The sequence below is a fragment of the Haloglomus irregulare genome, from assembly GCF_007421925.1.
Taxonomy (GTDB): domain Archaea; phylum Halobacteriota; class Halobacteria; order Halobacteriales; family Haloarculaceae; genus Haloglomus; species Haloglomus irregulare.
This window is the reverse complement of record NZ_QMDX01000002.1, coordinates 449,501-475,377: the sequence shown is the minus strand read 5'-3', so window position 1 is coordinate 475,377 and position 25,877 is coordinate 449,501. Positions and strand designations below refer to the sequence as shown.

Sequence of the window (25,877 nt, the reverse complement as noted above, 5' to 3'; positions counted from 1 at the left end):
CCAAGATCACCCAGATCTACGAGGGCACCACCGAGATCCAGAAAAACATCATCGCACGGGAGCTACTGGGCTAACGGTCCGCCAGCGAGAACAGCTGGTAGAGGCTGAACAGTCCGAGAGGGAGCAAGAGGACGGAGAGCGCACTCACCACGAGGACGGTGCCGACGGTGTCGAGTTCGACGCTCCCGACCGCGACGCCGAGGCCGCCGGGCGGGAGCGCGGGCAGGGCGAGGGCGGCGCCGATAGCGACCCCGAGGGCCAACGCGACGGCGACGCCGGCGGGGTCCGCGTCGGTCTCCATGCCACGCCTGGCGCACGCGAGCTCTTTATTCCGGGGGATACCGCGGTCGCGACCGGCCGGTCAAGCGAGGAGTGTTGCGGCCAGCAGCGTCGCGACCCCGGGCCCGATGCCGAGCGCGGCGACGACGCCCAGCAGCAGATAGCCCGCCACGGGCCGTCGTTCGACCACGCGGCCGGCGACGACCAGCGTCAGCACGGCGACAGCCAGTTTCGCGGCGACCAGCGGCCAGACGCTCCCGAACCCCTCGGGACCCATGGCCGCCAGGTCGGTCGCCAGCGCCGTCAGTGGCGCCTCGGCGGCCGTCCCGAGCCCGTCCACGGCGACCGCGATGGCGACCGCGTGGAACGCCTGCGCGTAGACGACCAGCAGGCCGAGCGACCGGGTCGTGGCGATGGCGGGGGCCGCGCTCAGGCCGAGCACGAACACGACGACCGCCGTCACGATAGCCGCGATGACCGGCGTCAGCACGACGGGGACCACGGTCGCGACGGTCGCACGGCCGAAGAGGACGGTCGCGGCCAGCAGCGGGACGAGCGCGCCCCCCCCGGTGGCGGCGAGATAGCCCGCCGGGTCGGCCCGCGGCCGGACGCGACCGATCTGGACGAGCGCCAACCAGGGGAGGCCGGCGATGGCGACGGCCGCAGGGGCGGCGAGCGCCGAGCCGAGGATTCCCGCCGGGAGGCCGTCGTACGCCCCCGCGATCGCCAGCGTGTGGAGGAGTCCGCCGACGACCATCCAGGGCGTCGCGGCGAGGACCGTCCGTCGCTCAACCGGGACCCCGGCGGCCGCGAGGAACCCAGCGACGACGACCCCGCCACCCGCGACGGCAGCGGTGACGGCGACGTCCGGGGTGGCGGGGCCGACCATACGGTTTCCGGGCCGGGCGTCATCAAAATCGTTGTGCGTATCGGCCGGGGCGCGGGCAATGTCGTTCGGAGACAGACCCTTACGGGACCGGCCCATACCGTACTGTATGCGGAAACAGGAACTCGTCTACCTGCACGGCCTGCTGCGGCAGATCCGTGAGTACTACGAGCGCGAACACGGGGAGCCCGTACAGACGCCGGGATACGACACGTGTGACGTCTCCCCGACGGCCATCCATCGGTCGAAGGCCGACCAGGAGGAGGCCGTCCTGACGCTGCTCGCCGAGCTGACCGAGTCGATGGAGGGCCGCCACCAGATGTCCCCTGACGCCGACTAGACCCCCGTCTCCCCGGGACCGTCCTCGAGGTCCGGGTCGACGCCGAGCGACTCTAGCTCCTCCTCGATGCGGCGAATCTCGCGGCGAATCGCCTCCTTGTCTTCGAAGTTGGCGGTCCCCTCCCGGAGCCGGAGCACCACGAGCCGCGCCTGCAGCTCCTTTGCCTGCGCCTCTGGGCCTTCGTCCTCGGACGGCTCGGTCACGACCCGACGTAGGGCCGTGACCCCCCTGAGTGTATCGTTGCAACGGGAGGCCGTTCGGGGGGAACGGTCACCGCCCCGGCGCAGCCACCGGCCACGTCGTTGGATAGAGCCGTACGGCGCCATCCGCCACGGTCTCGCGCTGATTAGTACGATATATGAAATTACCGTCGAAATCATACACCTGCTAGCGCCTACGACGGTGCGATGGAGCCGAACCGACGTGATGTCGCTATCCTGGAGTATCCGGCAGAGGTCGGCCTGGCACTCCCGCCGAAGGTGTTGTACCACGAGATGAAATTCGACCGAGGGGTCACCTTCTCGGAGGGGACGCTGAAGCGCCGCCTGAAGCTACTAACGAAGCGCCTTCCTCCAGCGAGTGGACGGACGGCTACTATCGCATCGCCGAGGCCGGACTGGACTACGTCGGCGATAGCGCGCGCGGTCGCTGAGGACAGCAGAGGGGGCGAGGCACGTGACCCGCGAGCGGCGGCCCCCGTCGGTCGTCGGCCCGGGGGCGGTCGGTGTCGCTGCTCCGAGCGGCGAACCGTTCCCGGCGCGCTGTGGTCGACCCGGGTCGTCCGGGGACCGGGACCCGTGTGCTCCGTGGGCACGACGGCGGCAGTCGGGGTTCGGATGCGACGGCGAGTCCGCTCCCGGACTCGAGGGCACGGCTCGGCCGGTCCCGCACGGCAGGTCGGGAATCGCACCGAGCGGGTCCCGCCGAGCCACGCGATCGACCGCCTCGGGGACGCTGCGGGGGGAACCCCCGGTAGGCGTCCCCGGTGGCGGAGGTCGTACCAGCGGTCATCGCATCCCGAAACCGGCCGACGGAAGGGATGTCCGGGGTTTTTCATTGGTTCCGACCGAGTTCGGACGCATGAGGCATGGAACGCGGCTCGGCACTCCACGTAGCGGGAACGCAACGACGCTGTTACTACTCGGAAGCGGTGAGTTAGGAGCCGAACTCGTATCCGAGGCCCAGCAACTCGGCGTGGAGACGGTCGCCGCGGACCGGTACGACGGAGCGCCCGCGATGCAGGTGGCACACCGGTCGCACGTGGTCGATATGACCGACGGAGCGGCGGTCCGCGCACTCGTCGAGGAGGAGTCGCCGGACCTCATCGTCCCGGAGATCGAGGCGATCGCGACGGACGAGCTCCAGCGGCTCGAGGACGAGGGGTACGACGTGATTCCGACGGCGAAGGCGACCCGGCTGACCATGGACCGGGAGTGGATCCGTGAGTTCGCCGCCGAGGACGTCGGCGTGCCGACCAGCGACTACGCGTTCGCGGACAGCCGGGACGCGTATCGTGATGCGGTCGACCACGTCGGCCTCCCTATCGTCGTGAAACCGACGATGTCCTCGTCGGGGAAGGGGCAGTCCATCGTGGACGATCGGGACGGTATCGAGGACGCATGGGAGGCCGCACGGGCCGGAACACGGTCGGATACGGGCCGCGTCATCGTGGAGGAGCTCGTCGATTTCGACTTCGAGTTCACCCTCCTGACGGTGCGACACGAGGAGGGGACGACGTTCTGTCCGCCCGTCGGCCATCGTCAGGTCGACGGCGACTACCGGGAGAGTTGGCAGCCGTGTGCGATGAGCGACGGGGCGCTCGCGGACGCCCAGACGATGGCGCGGGAAATGACCGACGGACTCGGGGGGTACGGGATCTTCGGCGTGGAGTTCTTTGTTCGCGATGGCGAGGTCCTGTTCAGCGAACTCTCGCCGCGGCCACACGATACGGGGCTGGTCACGCTCGCGTCACAGCCACACAGCGAGTTCGAACTCCACCTCCGGGCGGTTCTCGGGCTCCCGGTGCCGGAGGTCGAGGCCGACGCGCCGGGTGCGAGCCGCGCGATCGTTTCCGAGCAGGCGGTGGAGAACCCGGCCTACGCTGGCGTCGAGAGCGCGCTCGAGGTTCCACGGACGGAGCTCCGGCTGTTCGGGAAGCCGAGTGCGTACGGCGGGCGCCGGATGGGCGTGACCGTCGCAACGGGCGAGGATGTCACGGTCGCGCGTGAACGGGCCGAGCGTGCGGCGGCCTCGGTCTCGATCACCGACGCCGACTGAACCCGCAACGGGACGGGGACCTCTCGCGTTCGCTCCCGGTAGCCACGGTCCGGTAGCCGATCACCCGCCGCGGGGGAGCCGCTCTCCCCCGGTATCCGACGGCGGAACCCCGTTTCCGACGGGGACCTCGGACTACCCGCGTGTGACATCCGTCGTGTCGCCATCCCGGACGACTGCGACGTCGCCCTCGAACACCGCCTCAGCCCGCTCTGCCATCGCCTGCTCGTCGCCCTCGTGTCGCGGGGAGATGTGAGTGAGCCAGAGTCGCTGGCTCCCGGACTCCGAGGCGACCTGTGCCGCTTCCGTTGCGGTCGAATGGCCGGTCGAACGGGCCCGTTCCGCCTGTTCCCCGGTGAACATCGCGTGATAGATCAGCAGTGAGGCGTCGGAGGCGGCGTCGACGACATCGGCGGTCGGTCTGGTGTCGCTCGTGTAGACGATCTTCCGGCCCGGCTTCGGGTCAGACAACACGTCCGCGGGCGTGATCGTCCTCCCGTCGTCCGTTTCGACGGCCTGACCGTTCTGTAGCCTCCCGTACTTCGGTCCGGGGTCCAGACCGAGTGCCCGTGCGTCCGCCGCCAGGAACTCCCGTCGCTCGGTCTCCTTGACGACGAGCCCGTGTGAGTGCTCCGTATACGGCGTGCTGAACGCGCTGACGGTGTACTCGTCCGTCCGTATCGCCGGGTCGTTCCCGCTGTACCCCTCCACGTTGATCGGGTAGCTGGGCCATTCGTACGCACCGTCGATCATGTCGACGACCCGCTGGGTGCGACGCTCCGGGACGTGGATATCGAGCGGCCTGTCGCGCTCGTTCATCTCGAGCGCTTGGACGAGGCCGGGCAGGCCGAGCGTGTGGTCGGCGTAGAAGTGGCTGATGAGGACGGCATCGACGTTCGGGGAGGCATCATGTCGCATCAGGCGTTGCACGGAGCCCTCACCACAGTCCAACAGCAGCTCGTCGCCGAACAGGCGCAGATACGTACAGCTGGTTCCGTGCTGGGAGGTCGGACGCCCACCGCTCGTCCCGATAGCCGTGACCTGCATGGACGCGTGTAGGGCCAAACGGGGCTAAAACGTGCGCATCACGACGCGTTCGAGCAGTGCGCCGGACCGACGCGGGCGGGGTCGCTATACCGACCCGAGGGACTGCCGATGGGGCCCATGGGTGAACCCATAAGTAGGGCACGGGCGACCGGTCCACATGTCGCTCGAACGCGAGCCGCGTGTGCCGTTCGTCACGGAGCGCAGCCAGCTACCGGCCGAAGCCCACGACCAGTACGATTCGCTCGTCGAAAGTCGCGGAGGGATTCAGGGGCCGTTCGGGGTTCTCCTACACAGACCGGAGCTGGCCGGTCGCGTCGGACGACTGGGTGCGTACGTCCGCTTCGAGAGTTCACTCGCGGATCGGGACCGGGAACTGGCGATCCTCACGACGGCACGTGCGCTCGACTGCGCGTTCGAATGGGCCATCCACGCACCGATCGCCCGCGAGGCTGGTGTCACCGAAACCACGCTCGAGGCCGTCATCGACGGGGACTCGGATAGTCTATCCGACCACGAGGCGAGTGTCGTCAGGTACGGGCGGGAGCTGCTCGACGGCAGTACGGTGTCACGGGAGACCTTCGCCGCCGCCGAATCGCGGTTCGACACTGAGGGTCTGGTCGAACTGACCGCGACGGTGGGGTACTACGCGATGCTCGCCTGCGTGCTCAATGCCTTCGACGTGGTCCCCGCGAGCGAGACGCCGCTGGACGGTTCGTGAGGACTCCATCGTCAACGCGCGGTCATGCCGACGAGGGGCACGAACAGTACGACCTGTTCCCTATCGACCACCTGACGAGGTCTGGGACGACGCGTCGATACGGCCGCACCACCGCCGCACCGCCCGTTGGAGGACCCCGATACCGGGCGACGTGAGCGTCACGCGTATTGGACTGCTGACGTTCCTGCGGCGGTGGCCGTCCGAGGCGGGCGCTCGGCCCGAACCGTGTCCGACGGACGACGGCGACGACGCGGCAGGCGATCAGGGCGGCACGCGGTTCGAGACCACGGGCATCGAGTCGTGGGATACCTGACTGTCGGGGGGGGTCCGCCACCGATGAACGCCCGCTGTTGGTTTATACCGCTGTGGCTGCATTAGTCGATGGTGCCAGTTTCAGTGCTCGATTCGTATACAGAATCGACCGAGCGGATTCAGCCGAACCAGGCGAACAACTACGACAACACGCACGGCGGTGAGGTCGTCCGGTTGATGGACGAGTTGGCGGCCGTCTCGGCGATGACGGTAGCGAGCGAGACGTGCGTCACGGCACAGATCGGGAGCGTCGATTTCCGGAATCCGATCCCGGTCGGGCACGTGGCCGAACTGTCGGCATACGTGTACGAGACGGGAGCGACCAGTCTCGAGGTGCACGTCAGCGTGGAGAGCCGTGACCCGCGCGAGGACGAGCCATCACCGACCACCGCGGCCTGTTTCACGATGGTCGCCGTCGACCAGGACGGCGAGCCGGTAGAGGTGCCGGCGGTCGTACCGGAGACCGACCGTGGCGAGCGCCTCGTCGAGACGGCACCGTGCTAGTTCAGTGTCCGCACGCTCGAACGGCGCCGAGAAGCCGGGGTAGCCCCTGCTCGAACACGGGCCTCCATCAGAGCACGGGAGAGGGTATCGTGTTCAATGCTCGTACCTGAGCACGAGGCCCCACGCCATGGAACCGTCGCCCGCCCCGGCCGAGTTCGCTCTGGAGGTGAGGGTGCCGGCGATGGTAACTGCGGGGAGAGCGCACGGCCACGGCACTCGGTGGCTCCACCCGTTCCGGCAGAGTACGGCTGAACCGTACGGCCGAGCAGCACGGACGGTCCCGAGTCCTCGGATGAGTTGGCCGAGAACGACGGTGCCCCGACGACGGTGTTGTATGCCCACCGATGGCGGCACCTGAACGCTCCGTGACCTGCCATCGACCCCGCGTCGATGTCCGCGCCGGACGGACCGACACGGCCGATGCAACGTCCGTCCGGCATCCGCTTCGCGTGACGACGATAGGGACCGACACGGAGCGGCTCGGGTCGGATGTCCGCGGCGCGGTCGCGCGAACACCCGTCCGTCCCCCCTCGCGCCGGTGCTGAACGCCCCCGTCGACTGCCGATAGTCCGTCCGGCGTGATCGGCAGACGGTACACTCGGGTCTCGGGGTCGGGGTTCCCGTCGGCGGTGAGGATAGCCGACCGGAGCATGGGGGGACTCCCATCCGATTCAGGCCGGCATACGAGCGCTCGCGAGGTCGGTGGGACCGAGGGGACCGGTCCGATTCCCTCGTCACGCGGAACCGAACTGCAGGGGTCGCGCCCACTGTCCACCGGCCGCTGCCGGTCGAGTCGTGCCGAGCAGGGAGTGTCCACACGGCCGAACCCACATCGGTGAGCAACTGCGGGAACCACTACGTGTGGGCCGGGATCACCGACGGGCCCGTCGAACTCGCGTCCCGTGTCCGGCGCGCCCACTGGAACCCGTCATCATCCGAGCATCTTTATGCGGCCAGATAGATATAAGTGGTCCTCTCTCGTCTCCTGGTACCATATGGCGCATAACCTGGGTGTGGACGTCGGGGGCACCTTCACCGACGTCATCGTGTTCGATCAGGACACGCACGAACTCACGATAGACAAGGTGCTCTCGACGCCCGCGAACCCGTCGGAGGGAGTGCTACGGGGGATCGAGGAGGCAACGACGAAGGCCGGAACGTCGGTCGGCGAACTCGACCTGCTGTTCCACGGGACGACGGTCGTGACGAACATGTTGCTGGAGGAGACGGGCTCCCGTGTCGGCCTCATCACCACGGAGGGCCACGAGGACGTGCTCCACCTGGCACGGGCCTGGACGCCCGGGCCGCTGTACGGCTGGATGGACATGCAGAAGCCGGAGCCGCTGGCGGACCTGGTCGATACCCGGGGCGTCGCGGGGACGATCGCCTCGCCCGAGGGCGAGGAGACGGAACCGCTCGACGAGGACGCCGTCCGCTCGGCGGTCCGTGACCTGCAGGCCGCGGGCGTCGAGGCGGTGACCGTCGCGCTGTTGAACTCCTATCTCAACCCCGCCCACGAGGAGCGGGTCCGGGAGATCGTCGCCGAGGAGGCCCCGGAGCTGCCGGTGTCGATCTCCGCCGAGATCGTCCCGGAGTACGGCGAGTACGAGCGCACCCTGACGACCGTCATCAACGACTACGCCCGGCCGCAGGTCATCCGGTATCTGGACGACCTGGATGACTCCCTGGAGGCGGCGGGGTCGTCCGCGACGATGAACGTGGTCCGGTCCGACGGCGGGTTGATGAGTTCGGCGGCGGCGAAGAACCGGCCCGTGGAGCTGGCCCTCTCCGGTCCGAGCGGCGGTGTCGTCGGCGCGGCGACCATCGCGGGCAGGAAGGGCGTCCCGGACGTACTGACCCTGGACATGGGCGGGACCTCGACGGACGTCTCGCTCGTCGAGGACGGGACGCCAGAGACGACCCGACAGACGAAGGTCGGCTACCGCGAGTTCAAATCCCGCTCCGTCGACGTGAACACGGTCGGCGCCGGCGGTGGCTCCATCGCTCGCGTCCAGTTGAGTGGGGCGCTCCAGGTCGGCCCCGAGAGCTCCGGTGCCGACCCCGGCCCGGCCTGCTACGGTCAGGGTGGCGAGGAGCCGACCGTCACGGACGCGAACGTCGTACTGGGCCGTATCCCGGAGACGGTCCAGCTCGGCGGGAAGATGGACCTCGACCACGAGGCCGCACGGGCAGCCATCGAGGGCATCGCCGAACAGCGTGGCACCGGTGTCGAGGAGGCCGCCCAGGCCGTCCTGGACATCGTCAACGAGAACATGCACGGCGCGCTCCGGGTGGTCTCGGTCGAACGGGGCTACGACCCCCGCGAGTTCGGCCTCGTCGCGTTCGGCGGTGCCGGCCCGATGCACGCCAACGCCCTCGCGGACGTGATGGGTGCCTATCCGCTGGTGGTTCCGCCGGGCCCCGGCGTCATGTCCGCGTTCGGCTTCCTCACCTCCGACATCCAGAACGAGTTCTCCGAGACCTACCTCCGAACCGACCAGGACGTGGACGGCGCGGACGTCCACGGGGAGCTGGAGAGCCTCCGCGGGGAGGCCACGGCGTGGCTCGAATCGGAGGGAGTCGAACCGTCTGCCCACGAGTTCGACTACTTCGCCGACTGCCGCTACTACCGCCAGGACATCCAGATGTCGATCCCGATCGACGTGGACAGCTTGGTCGACGGCAGCGGCCTCGCCGAGATCAAGAACGACTTCGAGGCCCGCCACGACCGGCAGTTCGGGTTCTCGCTCGACGCGCCGCTGGAGATCGCCAACCTCCGGGTCATCGGCAAGGGGGGTCTGGAGGGCGTCGCCATCGAGGAGCAGCCGCTCGGCGACACGGAGCCGAGCGGCGCACGGATCGACACGAGTGAGGTGTACTTCGACGGGAGCTACGTGGAGACGCCGATCTACGACCGCGCCGAACTCCACCCGGGCAACGAGATCTCCGGGCCGGCGATCGTCGTCGAGGACGACTCGACGGTGGTCATCCAGCCCGACCACACGGCCACCATCGACCGCTATGCCAACATCGAGGTCACCAGAGGTGGTTCCGAATGAGTACTGACGCGCCGGACTTCGTCGGCGAACACGACGTCGACCCGACGACGCTCGACATCATCGAGAGCACGCTCGCGAACACGCGCGACGAGATGGACCGGGTCGTCGAGACGACGGCCATCAGCCCGGTCATCCGGGAGCAGTCCGACCAGTTCCCACTCATCGCCGACGCGGAGGGGCGGATGGTGATGGGCCAGTTCGGCTCGGCCATCGACACCATCATCGAGAACTCGCCGTTCGATGTCTCGGACCTGGAGGACGGCGACGTCATCGCGACGAACGACCCGTACATGTGCGCCGGGGCGGTCTCGCATACGCCGGACATGCTGCTGTTGCGCCCCGTCTTCTACGACGGGGACCTCATCGGCTACTCCAGCCAGTGGGGGAACCTCATGGACGTCGGCGGGAAGACGCCCGGGAGCATGCCGGTCCAGGCGACGACCGTGTTCGAGGAGGGGATGCGCCTGCCGCCGGTCAAGCTCTACAAGGGCGGCGAGTTCGACAGCGAGCTCCTCCAGACGTTCGCCCACAACACGCGGCTCCCCGAGCACGCCGAGGCGGATATCAAGGCTCTCGCGGCGGGGACACGGACCGCCGAGGAGCGCATCCACGGGCTCTGTGACCGGTTCGGAAAGGGGACGTACGTGGCCGCCTGTGACGCCATCCTCGACCGGACCCGCGACGGGATGATCGACCTCATCCGCGAGTTCGTGCCGGAGGGCGAACGCTACACCTTCGAGGACTACGTCGACGACGACGGGATGGGGAACGGGCCCATCAAGCTCCACCTGGAGATCTACCGGGAGGGTGAGACGGTCCACCTCGACTGGACCGGGACCGACGACCAGGTGCCGGGGACGGTGAACTTCCTGCTGAACGAGAAGATGTTCAAGATGTTCACCGGCGTCTTCCTCATCATGGCGTTCGACCCGCTGTTGACGTTCAACGACGGGTACTACGACCTGTTCGAGGTGACGCTCCCCGAGGGGTCGGTCGTCCAGCCGGAGTTCCCCGCCGCGCTCGGCAACCGGCTGCCGGTGATGGCGCGCCAGTTCGACGTGCTGCAGGCGACGTTCTCGAAGCTCATCGACGGGTTCTCCGTCGCCGGCAGCTACGGTACCTCGCCGAACCTCGTCTACGCCGGCACGGACTCGGAGGGGAACGACTTCCAGATGCTCGAGATCCTCTACGGGGGCATCCCGGCCCGCCCCGGCGGCGACGGGCTCGACGGGCACTCCTGGTGGCCCCTCTTCCGGACGGTCCCGGCCGAGTATCAGGAGGCCTACTACCCGCTGACCATCGACGAGTACAGCACCCGCGAGGACACCGGCGGCGCCGGCGAGTTCCGTGGCGGCCACGGCATCACGAAGGTGTACACCTTCGAGGAGGACGGCGCCATCACCTTCCAGGACGACCGCGCCCACACCTACCCCTGGGGCGTCGACGGCGGCTCGCACGCCCGGACGAGCGAGAAGAAGCTCGTCCGCTCCGACGGGACCGAGGAGGAACTCCCGTCGAAGGTCGAGAACGTTCCCGTCGCCGCGGGCGACAAGCTCGTCTTCAGCACGGCGGGTGGCGGCGGGTTGGGCGACCCGCTCGGGCGTGACCCCGAGACGGTCGCCACGGAGGTCCATCGCGGGCTGATCTCCGAGGAAGCCGCCCGGGAGGAGTACGGCGTCGTCGTCACTGACGACGGGAGCGTCGACGCTGACGCGACCGAGCGCCAGCGCTCGGATATCCGGGAGACCCGGGACGAGCCGACGGAGTTCGACTACGGACCGCTCCCGGACGACGACGACCTCGAGGCGGAGATCGCTGCCGAACGGCGCGAGTTCGACGGTCGCGACTGAGACGCCGGCCGGGCCGGACCGGCCCGCGCCGGCGGCCCCGGCGGCCCGTCGGCTTTTTGCGCTGTTGCTGCGGAGCGGTAGCCATGGAGTGGACTGACGACCTCGAGGACCACTACGGCGACCGTGCGTTCGGCGGGAGCGTCGGCCTCGGGGCGAAGCCCGCGCTGCTGGTCATCGATCTCATCAACGCGTTCACCGACCCGGCGACCGACCTCGGCACGGACGTGAGTGGCGTCCTCGACCGCACGGCCGACCTGCTCGAAGCGTTCCGCGAAGCGGGTCTCCCCCGATACTTCACGACGGTCGCGTTCGAGGAGTCCTACGGCGACGCCGGCCGCTTCATCGAGAAGGTCCCCGCGCTCCGGGAGCTCCGGCTCGGGAGCGACGCCGTCGAGGTGGATGACCGGGTCGCGCCCGTCGGTGACGAGCGGGTCATCCTCAAGAAGTACGCCAGTGCGTTCTTCGGGACCGACCTCGAGACGGAGCTGACGACACACCGCGTCGATACGCTGGTGCTGGCGGGCGTCACGACCAGCGGGTGCGTCCGTGCGACCGCCGTCGACAGCCTCCAGCACGGCTACCGAACCGTCGTCCCCGCCGACGCCGTCGGCGACCGGGCCGAAGGGCCCCACCGCGCCAACCTCTTCGATATCGACGCGAAGTACGGCGACGTCGTCGAAACCGACGACGTGCTCGCCGAGGTCGGGAGCGGGACGCCCGCCGACGCGGGGGCAGATTCGGATCCGGAAGCGGATTGCGACGGGTGACTCCGCGTCTCCGCCGGGACCACCGCTCTGTCGGGAGCTTCAGCCGATGACAGTCCTCCGGCAGGGTGCCGAATACGGGGCGCGAGCCGGTCGGGATGGGGGCTCCGGAGCGGCGTCCAGAACACCTAAACACCTACTTCCGTTGGCTCCGTAGTTGGCGATAATGAACTCACGCACACCCGCAGACCCGCCGTCCGGACTCCTCCAGAGCGTGGTCGAGTCGGTCGGGATCGGAATCGGGGTGTACGACGGAGACGGTCGGTACGTCTACGTCAACAGCGCTTACACCGCGTTGTTCTCGGTCTCCCCCTCCGAGTTGGTTGGGGTGCCGGTCTGGGAGGTCGCCGCGGAGATCGCCCCTGACAGGTTCGACGCGTACTGGGCGTCGTTCGATGAGGGCGAGACACGCGAGGTCAGGACCGTCCACGCATACAACAGCTACCGCGTACCCGTTGTGACGGGCACGACGCGGCGAACTATCGACGGGACGGGCTATCACGTCGTGACGGTCGAGGACGTCTCCGAACGCGGGGCTGTGGATCGTGACCACCGGGACGTCCTCGACCGGATGACCGACGGGTTCTTTACACTCGACACGGACTGGACGGTGACGTACGCGAACGAGACCGGCCGGGACATCCTCGCCCATACGATGGGCCGGGATGCCGAGACGACGACGGTCGAGGGCCTCCACCTGTGGGACGAGATCCCCGAGGCCGTCGGGACGACCTTCTACGAGAAGTACCACGAGGCGGTTGACACACAGGAGCCGGTCACCCTCGAGGAGTACTACGAGCCGCTGGATAGCTGGTTCTCCGTTCGCGCGTTTCCCTCGGAGGACGGCCTCTCGATCTACGTTCGCGACGTGACCGACCGCCGCCGCAAGGAGGACGCGCTGGAACGCCGGGAACAGGTACTCCGCGAGATGCATGCGATCATCGCCGACCGGGAACGGTCGTTCACCGAGCAGGTCGAGGCACTCCTCGCACTCGGGCGGGCGGAGCTCGGAACGGCGTTCGGCACCCTCTCGCATATCGACGGTGACGACTACGTCTTCGAGGCGGTGGATGCCGAGACCGGTGACATCACGGCGGGCGATATCGTGCCGGTCGAGGCGACGAACTGCGAACTCGTCGCCACGGACAGGGAGACCCTGGTCGCGGGGAACGTCGCCAGGGACATCCCGGACGAGACCGACCGGGTCGGCTACACGGAGTGGGGTATCAGCTGTTATCTCGGCGCCCCGGTCATGGTCGACGGGGAGGTGTACGGGACGTTCTGCTTCTACGGCACGGAACCACGCGAGGGGCAGTTCTCCGAGTGGGAGGTCACGTTCGTCGATCTGCTCGCCCAGTGGGCGAGTTACGAGTTGAGTCGGCAGTCGACGACGCAGCGACTCGCCGCACAGAACGAGCGGTTGGAGCAGTTCGCCTCAGTGGTGAGCCACGACCTGCGGAACCCGCTGAACGTGCTCGAGGGGCGGCTGGAGCTGGCGAGACGGACAGGTGACGCCGAGCACCTGGCGGCGTGCGAGCAGGCGGTCACGCGCATGTCGCAGCTGATCGATGACCTGCTCACGCTGGCGCGGATGGGGACGGAACTCGACGGGAGGGAGCCGGTCGCGCTCGACCGGGTGGCGACGGCGTGTTGGGCGCAGGTGGCCTCCGGAGAGGCGACCCTGACCGTCGACAGCGACCGGCAGTTCGTGGCGGATCGGTCCCGGTTGCGACAGCTTCTGGAGAACCTGCTCCGGAACGCCGTCGAACACGGCGGGGACGGCGTCGAGGTCCGCATCGGTGACCTGCCGGATGGGTTCTTCATCGAGGACGATGGCCCGGGGATTCCAGCCGACGAGCGCGACGCGGTGTTCGGCTGGGGTCACTCGACACGGGAGGACGGAACTGGGTTCGGGCTGAGTATCGCCAGGGCGGTCGCGGAGGCCCACGGGTGGGAGATCGCGGTCACGGGATCCGCCGAGGGTGGCGCGCGGTTCGAACTGACGGGCGTGGGGCGCCCGGACACCAGCAGCGGACCGGAGTAGGGGTCCGCCGTTGACGCGGCCAGTCGGTCTCACCGGTCGACAACAGCGCTCCCCGGCCCTGACACAAGCGAGACCCGTCTCCGGTGGGGTATCGTCCACTGAATCGGTAGTAGTGGGACCATCAGGTCGTTCGCCGAGTCGCCCCGGAATGCCAGGCGCACAGTCAGCACGGAGTGTGGAGGCACGCTGAATCCGTCGTGGACCCCGGTCCGGTCGTCCCGTTCTGCCGATCCGAACCGACCCGTCCGCCTGAGGACAGTTCGCCGCGCCGGGCGGGTCCCGCACGGAACGGGTGGTTTAGCTCCGGGATCCGCTGCACACGTCCTCCGTATCCGGCACGGGTCGGGTTTCACCGTTCGAGACCCTCGACAGCGCCGGACTGACCGGTATCTGTTTAGCGTCGGCGACGTTGCTCCTACCATGACCACCTCCGGTTCGCAGCTCCGTGCACGGCTCCGGGACGACGACCTGCTCGTCTGTCCGGGAGTGCACGACCCGCTCACCGCCGCGGTCGCCGACCACGTCGGCTTCGACGCGATCTACATGACCGGCTACGGCACCTCGCTCTCGAAGGTCGGCTACCCGGACGCGGGGTTCATCACGATGCCCGAGATGATCGAGAACGCCGCCAACATCCAGGAGCGCATCAGCGTCCCGCTGATCGCCGATTCGGACAACGGGTACGGCAACGCCACGAACGTGGTTCGGACCGTCCGTGAGTACGTCCGGGCCGGCGCGGGCGCCATCCACTTGGAGGACCAGACGTTCCCGAAGCGGTGCGGGCACACGAAGGGCCGGCAGGTCATCCCGGAGGAGGAGGCGGTCGGGAAGATCCGGGCGGCGGCGGACGTCCGTGATGAACGCGACGAGTCGTTCGTCATCATCGCGCGGAGCGACGCCCGCGGGACCGGCGGCGGCTCGCTCGGCGAGGCCATCGACCGGGTCAACGCGTATCTCGACGTCGGGGCGGACGTCGGGTTCGTCGAGGGACCGACCGACGCCGGGGAGGTCCGTCGCGTCGGCCGCGAGGTCGAGGGCCCGGCGCTCTACAACTTCGTCGGCGACCTGGGGACGTCCCCGTATCTGGACCCCGACGATCTCGAGCGCTGGGGGTTCGACGTCGTGCTCTTCCCGGTCCTCTCGACGCTCGCGACGATCTCGAACGTCCACGCGGCGATGGAGACGTTCGCCGAGGACCCGGCCACCGCGATGCGGGCGGTCGACGCCGATTTCGACGCCACCCCGGTCGGGAGTCTCCACGAGTTCTCGGGCTTCCCGGAGGTAGTCGAGTGGGAGGAACGGTATCTGCCGGGGGGTGACCGGGAGAAGTACGAGGGGTCCCTCGGCGACGAGGTCAGCGACGAGTAGGGGCCCGACCTCCGCCCACCGAGTCCGCTCTCCGAACGTCCGAGGAACGTACGGCACAAGGCCCGTATCCGTTACTCGGTCGAGCCGTCGTTCCGGAGTTCCTCCGTTCGTAGTTCCGCATGGACGTGCCAGGTCCGGGGACGGAACGCAAGTGCGATCGCAGCGAGGAGTGCGACGCCGACCGCGGCCGTCACCGTCACTCCGGACAGCATCCCGATAGACGCACTCCGGGGCCACCGTGCACCGCCGAACGCGGTCACGCGGACGACCCACGCCGCGTTCAGTATCACGAGTAGCGGGAGATAGATACGGCGGAGCCGGTGGGCAACCGCCTCTTCCATCGTGATCTTCACCGCCGGTGTCCGGTAGTCGTCGGCCAGCCGGCGCCGCCACTCCGGGTCCGTCGGCTCGGAGCCATCGAGCCCGGCCGCCCAGACCGCCGCCTGCAGCGTCCGAACCCGGGACCGCCAGATGTCGTAGGCCCGGTATCGGCGGGCCTCGATGGTCAGGAACGTCGCCAGCACGAGATTACCGATCAGCAGCAGGTAGTGTGGGTTCCCCTCGCCGGAGAACGCCCACGTCAGGACCGCTGCGAGGACGATAACGGCCCAGTTGGTCGTCCGGTCGAGCCGTCGTAGTCGCGTCGATCCGCCCGGCGCCCCGTTCCCGTCGCTGACGGCGTCCAGCCCCGTATCGGGGCCGTCCGGATACCGGCGGGGACCCATCGAACCGTGGGCCGAAGCCGTGGGCGCACGCGGGGCGTGGAGAACGGGGCCGCCACATCCGGCACGGCCGAACTGACAGCGAGCAGTCGCGTCCGTCAGTGGCTGCTGCATACGGAGCGCGAGTCGGTCACGACGAGTGGGGTGGACCGACTCGGAGGACGTGTCGTGCTCGTTATTATATGTCATCGGAACGCATGTGGGGTCCAGAGATGGGAACGACAGGGGGGACCATACAGACGAGGGACGAATCGATCCGCGTGCTCCACGTCGATGACGAGCCGGATTTCGCGGAGATGGCTGCGACCTTTCTCCAGGGGGAGGACGAGCGGTTCGAGGTCGAAACGATGCGGAACGCGAAGCAGGGACTCGAGGGGCTCGCCACCGACGAGTACGACTGCGTGGTCTCCGATTACAACATGCCCGGACGTGACGGGATCGAGTTCCTCGAAACCGTTCGCGACGAACGTCCGAACCTCCCGTTCATCCTGTTCGCCGGAAAGGGGTCCGAAGCGGTCGCCAGCAGGGCGATCAGCGCGGGCGTGACCGATTACCTCCAGAAGGAGACCGGTACCGACCAGTACACTGTCCTCGCCAACCGTATCCAGAACGCCGTCAGCCGGAGACGGGCCGAGCACGAGCGGCAGCGGCATCTCGAAGCCATCGAGACGGCCCAGGACGGCATCAGCGTCCTCGATTCGGACGGCCACTACCTCTACGTCAACGAGGCGTTCGCCGACCTCCACGGGTACGATTCGGAGGCGCTCATCGGCGACCACTGGCAGCTGGTCTATCGCGACGAGGACGTTCCGACGGTCCGGGACGAGATCCTTCCGGAGGTCGAGCGAACGGGGTCCTGGCGCGGGGAGACGACCAGCCTCCGGTCCGACGGGACGACCGTCGATGTGGACCACTCCCTCGTCCGGACCGAGACGGGCGAACTCGTCTGCACCGTGCGGGATATCTCCGCTCGAAAGGAGCGTCAGAGGGAACTCCACCAGTCACGCGCCAGGTTGGAGGCACTGTTCGAGAACTCCCCTGACATGATCAACATCCACGACACGGACGGCAATATCGTCCTGCCGAACCCTCGTCTGTGTGAACGGACGGGCTACGACGCCTCGGAGCTCGCCGAGATGAAGGTCTGGGAGCTGGACCGGGCGATAGCGCCCGACGAGGCGTACGACCTCTGGGATGGGATGGAGCTCGGGGAGCGCCGTCGCCTCGAGGGACAGTACCGGCGCCAGGACGGGTCCACGTTCCCGGTCGAGGTCCACGTTCGGCGACTCGGCCTCGAAGGGGAGGAGCGGTTCGTCACCGTCGCACGCGACATCACCGACCGCAAGCAGCGCCAGCGTGAACTGGAACGTTACGAGCGCCTCGTCGAGCACCTCCCGGTCGGCGTCTTTCGGACGACCACCGACGGAGACATACTCAGCATGAACGGGACGTTGGTGGAGATATACGACGCCGAATCCCGGGACCGGATTCGTGATGTCGGTGCACGATCGCTGTACGCCGACGAGGAGGACCGACAGCGACTGCTCGATCAGCTCCGGAGGGAGGGAACTGTCGAGGATGAGCTACTCCGAGTCGAGACGGTGACCGGCGAGAGCCGGTGGGTGCGCACGACGCTCAGCCTGGTCGAGGAGCACGGCGACCACCGCCTCGATGGCATCGTGCAGGACGTGACCGACCGCAGAGAGCAGGTCCTCAGACACAGGCGCGCTGAAACGATCTTCGACCACACACAGGACGCGCTCTTCCTCATCGATATCGGAGACGAGCGGACCTGCCGCGTCCAGCAGGTCAACCGCGCCTACGAGGAGATGACGGGGCTTTCGACCGCGGACCTGCGTGGGCGGACACCGCGCGAGATCCTCGGCGAGCGGGAGGGTGCCGATGTCGAAGCCCGGTATCAGGAGTGTCTCGACCGGCGGGAACTGATCGAGTACGACGAGACGCTGACCGTCGATGGCGAGGTGCGGTCCTGGCACACTCGGCTCGCACCGGTCATCGAGGACGACCGGGTCGTCCAGCTAGTCGGGGCGACGCGGGATGTCACCGAACGCAGAGAGCACGAGCAGGAGCGCGAACTGGCCGAAACGCTGTTCGATCACGCGGAGGAGTGTCAGTTCGTCTTCGACGTGACGGACGACGCGTTCGAACTACGCCATGCGAACGACTACTACAGGCGGAACATTGGACTCCCGTCAGACGACCCGGTCACGGGCCAGACGCCGACTGACCTGTTCGGGGATGCCGATGGTCAGGAGGTTCGCGACCGGTACAGGGAATGTGTCGACACACGCGACTCGATCACGTATACGGTCGAGGTGTCCCGTCCGGAGAACGGCACCATCTATCGGACGATTCTCACCCCAGTCATCACCGGTGACGAGGTGACACACATCGTCGGGACGGCCCGTGATATCACGGACTCCAAGCGCCGCGAACGGAGGCTGGAGCGGCAGAATCGGAGGCTAGAGGAGTTCGCCAGGGTGGTCAGCCACGACCTGCGGAACCCGCTGCGGGTAGCCGACGGTCGCCTGGAGCTGATCCGGGAGGAGTGTGAGAGCGACTATGTCGAGGACGTCGCGGGGGCACTCGACCGGATGGATACACTGATCGATGACCTCCTGGCACTGGCACGCCACGGGGAGCCAGTCACTGAGACGGAGTCGGTCGATCTCGCCGGGTTACTGGGGGACTGCTGGCAAAACGTCGAGACGGACGAGGCGGCCGTCGAGATCAGCCTCGATCGAACGGTCGAGGCGAACCGCAGTCGGCTCGCACAGCTCTGTGAGAACCTGATCCGAAACGCGGTGGAACACGGCGGTGGTGAGGTTGCTATCACGGTTGGCGGGCTGGACGGCGGCTTCTACGTCGAGGACGACGGGCCGGGCATCCCGGAGGACGAGCGTACCGACGTGTTCGATGCTGGCTACTCGAGCAGAACAGGTGGCACTGGTTTCGGACTGAGCATCGTCGAGCGGGTCGTCGAGGCACACGGCTGGGACATCCGCGTGACTGAAGCGACCGGCGGCGGGGCACGGTTCGAGATCACCGGTCTCGGGACGGTCGCCGGATAGCCATCCGACACCCAGCACGCCGCCTCCGATGGGTTCCCGGTGGGTTCCTAACGGGTTCGGGCGGTACGGTGCGGGCATCTCGTATCCGTACTCCCCCGTGTCACGGGGAACCCCACCCGTCGGTACGTAATGTCGTCCGGAACCCACCGAATGGCAACGCTGCGCGACTACGCGCCCGTCGCTGTCCCGAATCGTTTCCGAGTAGCGGGTGAACTGTCAGGCCCTGTACTGCTTCGAGTGGACCGGGCAGCGCCGCGACGACTACCGAGCGGGCGTTCACGAGCACACCCGAGACGTTCTCGGTGGAGGGACTGACGTCCGTGTCCACGGGGGCCACCGGCCGGAGAAGGGATTTCGGAACGACGGGTCGCAGTACATCGCCGAGCAGTCGCGGCGGCGAGTCGGGCAGCAGGACGGTGAGGACCGCACCGAGGGCCGATGTACGGCGCCGGTCCCGACTCGGTCGTTCTACTGCGACCGTTCGGGTACCAGCCGCACGAGCGGCGCCGGACGGCGTCACCGTTATATCCACGAGACACGCTATCCGGAAGGACGTGGTCTACCTCCGTCAAGCGGCGCGATATCCGGAGTGCGGACGGACGAGTGACCGAGGCAGCCCGTGGGGCGCGCTCCCGGGGGTGCAGCGGTGACGACGACAGCCCCCGACGCGGGCGACCCACAGCAGGTCGCGACCCGGGCCGACCGCCTCGGCCGCGAACCCGTGCACGCTCACACGGCAGACATCGACCTCGTCGGCGTCCGCGATGACGAGGTGCCGGTCTCGTCCGGTCGCTGCCCCCATCGTGGCGGACACCTCGGCGTCGGGCAGCTCATGGGTGACGACCGCATCTGCGGCGTCCGCGGGTGGGAGTACCGGGTCGATACCGGGATCGGCGGGTCCGACGACTCGGAGGTCCTGGGAACGTTCAGGGCGTGGGTCGACGGGCGCGGGGACCGACACGACGGAGGGCCGGAGCCATGACGACGGAACTGGTCGCGGTCGCCGCGGTCGCGGAGAACGGCGTCATCGGCCGGGACGGGGAACTCCCGTGGCCCAGCATCCCGGCCGACAAGCGACAGTACCGCGAGCGGATCGCCAGCCATCCCGTGATCCTCGGTCGGCGGACGTTCGACTCGATGCGCGATGATCTCCCCGGGAGCGCACAGATCGTCCTGAGTCGCTCCGAGTCCGAGTTCGGGGGCGACTCGGCATACCACGCTGGCGGTGTCGACGACGCCCTCGACATCGCCGAGTCGCTCGGGGCGGACCGCGCCTACGTCATCGGTGGGGCGGACATCTACGACCTGTTCCAGCCCACCGTCGACCGGATGGTCCTCAGCCGAGTGCCGGGCGAGTACGATGGCGACACGGCCTTCCCCGAATGGGACGCGGCGGACTGGGCCCTGGTCCACAGTGCCGAGTACGACGCGTTCACCCTCGAGGAGTGGGTCCGGGGGTCCGACTGAGCAGCCACCGACGCGATGGACACCGCCGGCCGGCCCGCGGTCGTCGCGGCGGCCCCGGCGGACAGCCGGGCTGCGTTGCTCGGCCTCATGAAGACCCGGGTCGGGACGACACGCGGGACCCGCCCGGACGGACCACGGGAGCTGGCATAGCTATCAACGCTGGTGGCTCCGCTGGTGGATGGGCGGGGGAGCTACCCGAAGGGCCGTTCTCGGACGGATACTGGGGTGAAGGTAGTATCAGCTGTAGCGGCCCCGACACGGGCCGGTCCTCTCAGGTGGATGCCTGAACTGTCACGGCCTCGCTGTCGTCACAGTACGACCGGACCGCGGACCGTCGCCAGCCCAGTGGCGAGAGGACGGTCTCAGCCGCACGGAACAGCCGCTCCCGATAGAACGCCTCATCGAAGGGCGTGGTTTCCCCACCTCGAACGCGAGGCAACCCGTTCGTGTGTGTCCGTTACTATCGACCCACCGGACCGGGCTGCCGTCGACCATGGCGTGGTCGAGAGCGAGCGAGGCAAGTGCTCCGGTCGCACGCTCACCGGGTCCGATTCGGGTGATGCCCGGCTCGAGCGCCGGCAGTGAGGGGACCGTATCCCGATTCGCTGTTGCCATACACTATCGAAGGCGAACCGGACGGTTAGTCTCGTGAGCGCGGCTTTCGTTACTCCCGAAACGACCGGCAGCTGGACATCCCGGTCGGCTGAGCGGCTATCGCCCGGCGTTGTGGGACTTTGCGAATCAGTTCCGAATGCGGTACGTCCGGGCGCGTTTCTCGCCGTCGGCGACGGCAAGGTCGCAGCGGACCATCTTCTGGAGGTGGTTGCGGACCGTCCGCTTGGTCTTGGGGTCGCTGACACGCTCCTGATACTGCCCGTACAGCTCCCCGGGGTCGATCTCGCCGTACTCGTCGATGACGTCGTAGGGGACGCGCTGGCGTCGGGTGAGCGTCTCCAGGCTCGTCCGGCGGACCTGCTGTCGGGCTTCGGCGATAGCTCCCTCGACTGAGCCGGTGGTGAACTCCTCCCGCCCCGCCCGCTCCGCATCGCGCGCAGCATTGCGGAGGATGCCAGTAGCGATACGGGCGTCTCCGGCGGCAGCGTCCGCGATGTGTTCGAGATACGTCCGGTCGACAGCACTCGTCAGGCCCCACTTGACCCGGGCCTCGAGGATGGCCACGAGTTCGTCGCGACTGTACCGATCGAACCGAACACGGCGGGCGCTGTGGAGGCGCGAACTGAGCCGGTCATCGAGGTCGTCGAACACTGCTGCCTGGCGATTGGCGATGAGGACCATCGTGCAGTCGTGCGTGCTGTAGAGGTCGTAGAGGACGCTCGTATCCCGGAGCTGGTCGACCTCGTCGAGCACGACGACGTGCGGGGTTCCGTCGTACGAGCGGAGGCGTTCGGAGAGTTCGTCGGCCGGCGTCGGTTGGCGATGGATATCCAGCGTCCCCTCGATAGCTTCGAGCACGCGGTAGAGCGCCCGGTGACGGGTGTAGTCGCGCCAGTAGTTGGCGTACTGGTACTCGGTGTCGAGGACCTGCTCGCGGAGCCGTTCGACGGTGTACTGTGCGATACAGGTCTTCCCCGTTCCGGATGGACCGAACAGGGAGGCCGTCTCGCCCCGTGTAATCGGGTCGAGTGCGTTCGTCAGGGCGTCGACTTCGCCGTCGCGATGCTCGACCTCCCGAGGGACGAATGCCGGCTGGAGGACCCGAGCGTCGCCGATCATTGGCGTTTCCCTCCGGCCGGGGTCACATAGACGGAACGGGGGCGTTCTCCATAGTTCCGAAAGGGAGGGTGAGCGGACCCGAGGCCGGGGCGGTCGACTCGTTCTGTACGCCCGGGAGGAACCGTTGCTCCCACAGTCGGGTCCACGCGCCGTCTCCTCCCGGACTCGCCCCTACAGGTCCACAACGGTTCCGACGGCTCGTGCTTCGGCGCGTTCGAAGAGGTGTTCGGCTGTCGCCGCATCGAGTACGGCCGTCCCGACCGAGCAGACGACGATGACGTCCTCCGGCCCTTTGCGACCGGTATCCCCCTCCAGAACCGCCGACAGCGGCTGGAAGCAGTCGACATCGAGTCCTGCGGCCAGTGCGTCACCCGTCCCGGCAACCTCCGTCGGTACGTCCGCGAACGCCCGCGTCGCCCGCTCGAAGACCTCCGGGGGGAGCTCCTGCATCTCCGGCGTGTAGGCCCCGACGGCGACCACGACGGCGCCCGCCGCGAGCGCGTCGGCCGGGAACACCGGCTCGCGGGCCGTCGTCGCGGTGACGACGACGTCGGCGTCCGCGACCGCCACACGAGCCGAGTCGACCGCCCGGGCGTCCAGCCCCGCATCACGGAGGTCACTTGCGCAGGCTGCCCGGGAGTTACTGGGCGAGTACACCCGAACGGTGTCGATGTCGGTCGCCGCCGCGATGGCGCGGGCCTGCCAGCGGGCCTGCGTCCCGGCGCCGATGAGCCCCAGCGTGACCGGCCCGTGGGCGAGGTGCTGGGCGGCGAGGCCCCCGATGCAGCCGGTCCTAGCATTGGTGACCGCCTCGCCGGCCATCAGGGCAGCCGGCGTGCCGGTCGCGGCCTCCTGCAGGAGGAGTTGTGCCTGAACGGTCGGTAGCCCCCGCTCGGGGTTGTCCTCGTGGACGGTCACGAGTTTCGTGACGGTGAACCGGTTGCCATGGATGTAGGCGGGCATCGCCAGCCCGGTTCCCCCCGCATGGGGGTCCTCCTCGAGCCCCGCACCGAGGGGGTAATGTGGGCGGTCGGGCCGCTCGACCGCGCCACGCCCCTGGCTGCGGAACGCCGACGCCACGACCCCGAGGAGATCATCGAGGGCCAGCAGATCGGCCACGGTGTCGCCCGGAATGACGCGAACACACATACCGGACCCCCGCGCGGGGGACCGTTAATACACCGGGCATGCAGCGCGATGTGATCGCGGATCATAGCGGGGCTTCGTGAACGCGAGGTCGGAGTCCGCCGGCAGAGCAGGAGAGAGCACAGGCAGCTCCCTCGGGAAGCTGGAATCGGTCGCTACACGCACGGACGCCCGGTGGGCCGTCTCACCCGGGCACCTCGTGTTCACCCCGCCAGGGGTCCCCCACTATCCACGCGATCCCGACGGTCCCGACGAGACGTTCGAGACGGTGTTCGTCCACTCGCCGGCCGTCAGCAACGGTGATACGCACACGGTAGACGAGGCGGGACGCCCGGTCGACTCGGCCCCCGGGTCCGCCCTCACCGTGCTGCATACGCGTCTCGCCTCCCGCCCGGCTCGTGTACCGGTCCGCCGGTAGATGCCTCCGTCTCACCGTCGGTGACACCCGTACGGAGCCGGTAATCCCGATACGGTGCGGCCGTCCGGTGCCAAGACCTCACGAGGCGGCCACTCGGCCGTTTCTCGGATGGTTGCGTGTGGGTAGAGAAGGGGTCAAGTACGTCCGGCCATTTACCATAATAAGTGAGAGTGGGACGTCGATCGTTCTTCGACAGCGGTAGCAGCGTGTCGTCGTGTCGCGTTCGGGCGATGTGTCGCGAGGGAGACGTTTGAGTCTCAGGAGCCGTCTCGGTGGCCTGTTCAAGGGACAGTCGGAACTGGACCTGACTGACGGGTCGATTCCGAAGTCGCTGTTCTTCCTCTCGCTGCCGATCGTCATCACCAATCTGCTGCAGGTCAGTTACAACCTGGCCGATACGTTCTGGCTCGGGCGGTACAGTACGGACGCGCTGGCGGCGATCAGCCTCGGGTTCCCGCTGGTCTATCTGTTCATCTCGCTCGGATTAGGACTGACGATCGCCGGCAGCGTCCTCGTGGCACAGCACACCGGCGCCGACGACGCGGCGGCCGCCGAGTACGCCGCCTCCCAGACGGTCAGCCTGACGCTGTTGGCCGGTATAGGGTTCGGACTGCTCGGGTTCGTGGCCGTGGCCGACCTGCTGCAGGTGTTCGGCGCTGAACCTGCCGTTCTGGGGTCGGCCATCGAGTACATGCAGGTCATCAGTCTCGGTCTCCCGTTCCTGTTCGGTTTCACCGTCTTCATTGCGCTCATGCGAGGGGCCGGCGACACCATCACGCCGATGTTCGTCATGCTCGGGACGGTGGTGTTCAACATCGCCATCGACCCGCTGCTCATCTTCGGCGTCGGGCCGCTCCCCGAGTTGGGCGTCCAGGGGGCGGCGATCGCTACCGTCCTGTCGCGGGGATCGGCGATGGTCGTCGGACTCTGGCTCATGCTGCGGGGCTCTCATGGGATCCGGATCAACCCCCGAGAGATGATCCCCGATCTCGGCTACGTCCGGAAGTTGCTCCGGCTCGGGGTGCCCGCCTCCGTCGAGAACACCGGTCGAGCCATCTCCGTCAACGCCGTACTGGTCATCGTCACGTTGTTCTCGACCTCAGTCGTCGCCGCGTTCGGCGTCGGCATCCGCGTCTTCTCGATGATCTTCATGCCCGCTATCGCGATCGACCGCGGCGTCGAGACGATGACGGGGCAGAACATCGGCGCCGGCCGGAAGGACCGCGTCGTCGCCACCAACCGGTTCGCCGCCAAGACGTCCTTTCTCATCCTGTCGGCGCTTGGCGTCCTGACCTTCGTGTTCGCCCCCGAGATCATCCGCCTGTTCGATGACTCGCCGGCCGTCGTCGCGGAGGGAGCGACCTTCCTCCGATGGATCGCGCCCACGTTCGGCTTCGTCGGCGTGTTGCGAGCGTACAGCGGTGGCTTCCGTGGCGCCGGCAAGACGCTGACAGCCGCCGCCATCGCGGTCCTGCTGTTCGGGTTCATCCGCTTACCGATCGCCTACGTCGCCTCGCAGGGCGTCATCCCGGTCGACATCTGGTTCTTCGGGACCCGCACTCCAGTCGGGATCTGGTTCGCGTTCGCGGTGTCCGGCATCGTCGCGGCCACCGTGGCCGCCGGCTGGTTCGAACTCGGGAACTGGCGTGGGGTGGACCTCAGCGACGCCTCGGACGCCGACCAGTCCGGTGGAGACGCCACACAGGGAGAGGTCACCGGCGAGACCGAGCCGGGGTCCACAACGAGCGAGGCCTGATCGCCGGGTCGGCGGACCGCCTCGATGATGAGGCGGTTCTGCTCGGGTCGGCGGCGGAACAGCCCGACCGGCGGCTGGGCCACGGGATCTCGCACAC

The 25,877-nt window shown here is 68.1% G+C and carries 22 protein-coding genes; 15 read left to right on the top strand and 7 right to left on the bottom strand.

The genetic code is table 11. The features are described 5' to 3' along the window. On the top strand, positions 1-74 hold a 74-nt coding region (locus DP107_RS06100), incomplete at its 5' end, for an acyl-CoA dehydrogenase family protein (protein WP_144261276.1). Here DP107_RS06100 and DP107_RS06095 read toward each other — a convergent pair. Then, positions 71-301 (bottom strand): hypothetical protein, encoded by a 231-nt coding sequence (locus DP107_RS06095; RefSeq protein ID WP_144261248.1) that lies wholly within the window; start codon positions 299-301, stop codon positions 71-73. The two genes, DP107_RS06100 and DP107_RS06095, sit on opposite strands and share 4 nt — an antisense overlap. 60 nt (positions 302-361) lie before the next feature. Next, positions 362-1,168, bottom strand: coding sequence for a DUF63 family protein (locus DP107_RS06090; protein WP_185977191.1), 807 nt, complete (start codon positions 1,166-1,168; stop codon positions 362-364). A gap of 106 nt (positions 1,169-1,274) precedes the next feature. On the opposite strand from DP107_RS06090, the gene DP107_RS06085 reads away from it, so the two are divergent. After that, positions 1,275-1,505, top strand: a complete 231-nt coding sequence (locus tag DP107_RS06085) for a UPF0058 family protein (RefSeq protein ID WP_185977190.1) — start codon at positions 1,275-1,277, stop codon at positions 1,503-1,505. Here the strand turns inward: DP107_RS06085 and DP107_RS06080 are convergent. Next, positions 1,502-1,708, bottom strand: coding sequence for a hypothetical protein (locus DP107_RS06080; RefSeq protein ID WP_144261245.1), 207 nt, complete (start codon positions 1,706-1,708; stop codon positions 1,502-1,504). The two genes, DP107_RS06085 and DP107_RS06080, sit on opposite strands and share 4 nt — an antisense overlap. Positions 1,709-2,585: 877 nt before the next feature. Between DP107_RS06080 and purT the strand changes: the two genes are divergently transcribed. Then, entirely contained in the window at positions 2,586-3,782 is a 1,197-nt protein-coding gene (gene purT, locus DP107_RS06075) for a formate-dependent phosphoribosylglycinamide formyltransferase (protein WP_144261244.1), read from the top strand. A 132-nt stretch (positions 3,783-3,914) separates the two neighbouring features. Here the strand turns inward: purT and DP107_RS06070 are convergent, their stop codons facing one another. Continuing rightward, positions 3,915-4,826, bottom strand: a complete 912-nt coding sequence (locus DP107_RS06070; protein WP_144261243.1) for an MBL fold metallo-hydrolase — start codon at positions 4,824-4,826, stop codon at positions 3,915-3,917. Positions 4,827-4,983: 157 nt separating this feature from the next. Here DP107_RS06070 and DP107_RS06065 point away from each other — a divergent pair, with 157 nt between their 5' ends. The 8 genes from DP107_RS06065 to DP107_RS06035 all read left to right on the top strand — a co-directional run bounded on the left by DP107_RS06065 (position 4,984) and on the right by DP107_RS06035 (position 15,445). After that, positions 4,984-5,544, top strand: a complete 561-nt coding sequence (locus tag DP107_RS06065; protein WP_144261242.1) for a carboxymuconolactone decarboxylase family protein — start codon at positions 4,984-4,986, stop codon at positions 5,542-5,544. 151 nt (positions 5,545-5,695) lie between these two features. Continuing rightward, entirely contained in the window at positions 5,696-5,857 is a 162-nt protein-coding gene (locus DP107_RS19885; RefSeq protein WP_185977189.1) for a hypothetical protein, read from the top strand. A 71-nt stretch (positions 5,858-5,928) separates the two neighbouring features. Beyond that, on the top strand, positions 5,929-6,360 hold the full coding sequence (locus DP107_RS06060) for an acyl-CoA thioesterase (protein WP_144261241.1): 432 nt from the start codon (positions 5,929-5,931) through the stop codon (positions 6,358-6,360). A 995-nt stretch (positions 6,361-7,355) separates the two neighbouring features. Beyond that, on the top strand, positions 7,356-9,419 hold the full coding sequence (locus DP107_RS06055; RefSeq protein WP_144261240.1) for a hydantoinase/oxoprolinase family protein: 2,064 nt from the start codon (positions 7,356-7,358) through the stop codon (positions 9,417-9,419). Then, the gene (locus tag DP107_RS06050; RefSeq protein WP_144261239.1) at positions 9,416-11,269 is read left to right on the top strand and encodes a hydantoinase B/oxoprolinase family protein; all 1,854 of its coding nucleotides are present in this window, start codon (positions 9,416-9,418) and stop codon (positions 11,267-11,269) included. The genes DP107_RS06055 and DP107_RS06050 overlap by 4 nt, the downstream gene beginning before the upstream one ends. Before the next feature lie 83 nt (positions 11,270-11,352). Further along, entirely contained in the window at positions 11,353-12,036 is a 684-nt protein-coding gene (locus DP107_RS06045; protein ID WP_144261238.1) for an isochorismatase family protein, read from the top strand. Positions 12,037-12,199: 163 nt separating this feature from the next. Next, complete coding sequence (locus tag DP107_RS06040) at positions 12,200-14,077, top strand: sensor histidine kinase (RefSeq protein WP_144261237.1); 1,878 nt, start codon at positions 12,200-12,202, stop codon at positions 14,075-14,077. A gap of 420 nt (positions 14,078-14,497) precedes the next feature. Beyond that, complete coding sequence (locus tag DP107_RS06035) at positions 14,498-15,445, top strand: isocitrate lyase/PEP mutase family protein (protein WP_144261236.1); 948 nt, start codon at positions 14,498-14,500, stop codon at positions 15,443-15,445. A 71-nt stretch (positions 15,446-15,516) separates the two neighbouring features. Here DP107_RS06035 and DP107_RS06030 read toward each other — a convergent pair whose 3' ends face one another. Next, complete coding sequence (locus DP107_RS06030; protein ID WP_238330787.1) at positions 15,517-16,281, bottom strand: DUF2270 domain-containing protein; 765 nt, start codon at positions 16,279-16,281, stop codon at positions 15,517-15,519. A gap of 98 nt (positions 16,282-16,379) precedes the next feature. Between DP107_RS06030 and DP107_RS06025 the strand changes: the two genes are divergently transcribed. From DP107_RS06025 to DP107_RS06015, 3 genes are all read left to right on the top strand, one after another. Next, positions 16,380-19,259, top strand: a complete 2,880-nt coding sequence (locus DP107_RS06025) for a PAS domain S-box protein (RefSeq protein ID WP_144261235.1) — start codon at positions 16,380-16,382, stop codon at positions 19,257-19,259. 646 nt (positions 19,260-19,905) lie between these two features. Beyond that, positions 19,906-20,241 (top strand): Rieske 2Fe-2S domain-containing protein, encoded by a 336-nt coding sequence (locus DP107_RS06020; protein ID WP_144261234.1) that lies wholly within the window; start codon positions 19,906-19,908, stop codon positions 20,239-20,241. After that, entirely contained in the window at positions 20,238-20,726 is a 489-nt protein-coding gene (locus DP107_RS06015; RefSeq protein WP_144261233.1) for a dihydrofolate reductase, read from the top strand. The genes DP107_RS06020 and DP107_RS06015 overlap by 4 nt, the downstream gene beginning before the upstream one ends. Positions 20,727-21,467: 741 nt before the next feature. On the opposite strand, the gene DP107_RS06010 is transcribed toward DP107_RS06015, so the two are convergent. Both DP107_RS06010 and DP107_RS06005 read right to left on the bottom strand, forming a co-directional pair. Continuing rightward, positions 21,468-22,460 carry a Cdc6/Cdc18 family protein gene (locus tag DP107_RS06010; protein WP_144261232.1) on the bottom strand — a complete coding sequence of 331 codons (993 nt, stop codon included), beginning with the start codon at positions 22,458-22,460 and terminating at the stop codon, positions 21,468-21,470. A gap of 171 nt (positions 22,461-22,631) precedes the next feature. Next, the gene (locus DP107_RS06005) at positions 22,632-23,609 is read right to left on the bottom strand and encodes an ornithine cyclodeaminase family protein (protein WP_144261231.1); all 978 of its coding nucleotides are present in this window, start codon (positions 23,607-23,609) and stop codon (positions 22,632-22,634) included. A gap of 665 nt (positions 23,610-24,274) precedes the next feature. Between DP107_RS06005 and DP107_RS06000 the strand changes: the two genes are divergently transcribed. Further along, positions 24,275-25,780, top strand: a complete 1,506-nt coding sequence (locus tag DP107_RS06000) for an MATE family efflux transporter (protein ID WP_202877348.1) — start codon at positions 24,275-24,277, stop codon at positions 25,778-25,780. Positions 25,781-25,877: the final 97 nt, after the last annotated feature.